Below are 2,430 nucleotides of genomic sequence, written 5' to 3'. Positions count from 1 at the left end.
CGAAATACAATAAGTTAGTTTAGACTAACTTGATTAAAGTGCCCCCTTATTTGGGGTAGAGCCAATATTCTACGAATTTTATTTGATTATTGTTGATAAAGAGTATTTTATTATCAATCTTATTTACCCGAACCAGCTACAAGGTTAAAAAGGATTGATACTAAGCTTTATGTTTCCTGCTTATAAATGAAGGCTATACTTAGATATAAAAGGGAATGTAAAATGAAAAATATTATAGGGGTAGCCCTTCTCATTTATTCGATCAATGGTAATTGCTTTGATTATTTAATTAAATGTAATGATCCAAACGGGCTAAGAATTGATTCTTATTTTGCCAATACAGCTGGATTAGAAAATAATAAATTTCTACCATCCGCAGATAAAATTTCTGGTGCCTCCCCTTTAGTATATTTTTCAAAAAATAAAGCCTTATTTATTTTGCAAGGTACTCAACTCCTAGCAGACTCTGAGTCTTATACTGCTTTGCTAGATTATATTATTCAAGATGAAAATCAAATAGCTATGATTGGAATCCTAAATAAAGCCCCATATTTAGTCTCTTATTTTCCAAAACTGGGTATTCTGTATATTTCGACACAAAAGAATATGTTTTTCCCAGGTTATAATGCTAATGCAGAAATATTTTTTAGTAAATGTAGCAAGCCTATTTCAAAAGCTGAGTTTGAAGAAGAATTTTTAAAACATTACCCGAATGGCAACAGCACATTAGAAAAACTTAATAGCTTCTAACTCAGAAAATACAATTATTTACCGATAAAATTGCTCAATACTCAAACATTGATCGATATAAAAAATAGACCTTATTTAGCACTATACTTGAAGCTAGAGGAGATTATAAATAGCATCAAAAACAACTTATGAGTATCAAAAACTATTAGCTCTCCATGGACTTGTTTGCACGCAGAGATTGCTATGATAAGGCCGCTATGGAAAGTTGGAATCATAGTTTTAAAGTAGAAGCTACCCATGAGGAAAAATTTGTAAAGCGTACCATTATCAAAAATCATGTGTTTGAATACATCGAAATATATTACAATCGAATGCGACTTCATTTAATGATAAGTTATAAATCGTCAGAATTATTTGAGGTCAAAAAGGTCGCTTAGTGAGGTGTCCGTTTTTTCGGGGCAAGATCATTTTTATGGGCGCCTAAATGAGCGCCTAAAATGGTAAATAAATTTGATTTAATAAGATAGGGAGGTAGTGTGTGAAAAAACTGGAGAGCATACAAGGAATAAGAGGTATTGCCGTATTGCTTGTATTATTTTCCCACCTAATTAAAGTAGAAGAAAAATACAGCTCTTCTCTTTTACTTCCTGATATTTTATCAAGCGGTATATCCGGGGTAGACCTATTTTTTGTGATTAGTGGTTTTATTATGGTAACAGTAACTAGAGGCCGATTCCAAAATCCAACGAATATAACTCAGTTTCTCTATCATAGAATATCTCGTATATATCCACTTTATTGGTTTTATGCAACATTGACACTGATTATGTTACTTGTTAACCCCTTATGGGTCAATCATGGGGAAACAGGCAGTATTTTCTATTCTTTTCTTCTTTTACCTCAATCTCACAACCTACCCTTACTCGCAGTGTCATGGACGTTGTCCCATGAAATGTATTTCTATTTTATTTTTTCCCTCCTTTTGTTTTTTCCTGAGCGTGCTCTTTTGGCGGGTCTACTGTTATGGGGGGGGATTATAGCTGTCCTGGAGTCACTAAATATTACTACGGCTCCCTTACCTATACTTATGATAAGTCCACTAACCTTTGAATTTATTGCCGGCGCTATAATTGCGATTATTTACAATAAGTCCCCTATGTTAAATAGCTCCATTAGTAAACAGTCCTTAATAACTATTTTTGTAATATGTCTTTTAATTATGATAATGGGTTGTGGCGCTTTTGTATCAATAAAGAACGAACTACCAGACGGATTACCGAGAGTTCTTTTATTTGGAATACCTGCCTCAATTGCTGTATATTCTCTTGTACAAGCTGAAAATAAGGGACTAATCATTCCCCATTGGTTGGTAGCCATTGGTAATGCATCTTACTCCATATACTTATCTCATGTTCTAGTTTTAAGCGCTCTTGGCCGATTATTTTTTCGCCCATCATTTGAACGAATTGAAAATATAGTAGTCATTGTCTTGTTGATATTTTTTTCTGTTCTATGTGGTTTATTAAGTTATCAAATTATTGAAAAATCCATATTGCAATGGTTTAGAAAAAGATTCGTCAATCAATGGGGTCAGGCTCCAATGGCACTTACTTAAGCTTTTTTTGGTGTCCTTTTCTCTAATCTCCTTTTGTGCAGTGGCTCTTATCTTCATTAATAGAGGGTATGGTTTAGGTCGCCTTTTTATTGCCCGAGGCTCTACTCGACCTGAGCGATTCCCCA

Annotated in this window: 3 protein-coding genes; all 3 read left to right on the top strand. The window is 33.9% G+C overall.

Annotated elements, in window-relative coordinates; translation table 11 throughout:
• Positions 1-222 precede the first annotated feature (222 nt).
• Entirely contained in the window at positions 223-750 is a 528-nt protein-coding gene (locus LDG_RS02995; RefSeq protein WP_006869647.1) for a hypothetical protein, read from the top strand.
• A 155-nt stretch (positions 751-905) separates the two neighbouring features.
• Positions 906-1,127 (top strand): IS3 family transposase, encoded by a 222-nt coding sequence (locus tag LDG_RS20670; RefSeq protein WP_083821367.1) that lies wholly within the window; start codon positions 906-908, stop codon positions 1,125-1,127.
• A gap of 101 nt (positions 1,128-1,228) precedes the next feature.
• Positions 1,229-2,305, top strand: a complete 1,077-nt coding sequence (locus tag LDG_RS02985; RefSeq protein ID WP_006869644.1) for an acyltransferase family protein — start codon at positions 1,229-1,231, stop codon at positions 2,303-2,305.
• Positions 2,306-2,430: the final 125 nt, after the last annotated feature.

The sequence above is a fragment of the Legionella drancourtii LLAP12 genome (assembly GCF_000162755.2).
Taxonomy (GTDB): Bacteria; Pseudomonadota; Gammaproteobacteria; order Legionellales; family Legionellaceae; genus Legionella; species Legionella drancourtii.
The sequence above is the reverse complement of the archived record's forward strand: the minus strand, read 5'-3'. Positions and strand labels throughout refer to the sequence as shown.

Excerpts from the sequence above, each read along its gene's own strand:
- LDG_RS20670 (WP_083821367.1), top strand. The coding sequence starts at position 906 with ATGGACTTGTTTGCACGCAGAGATTGCTATGATAAGGCCGCTATGGAA.
- LDG_RS02995 (WP_006869647.1), top strand. The coding sequence starts at position 223 with ATGAAAAATATTATAGGGGTAGCCCTTCTCATTTATTCGATCAATGGT.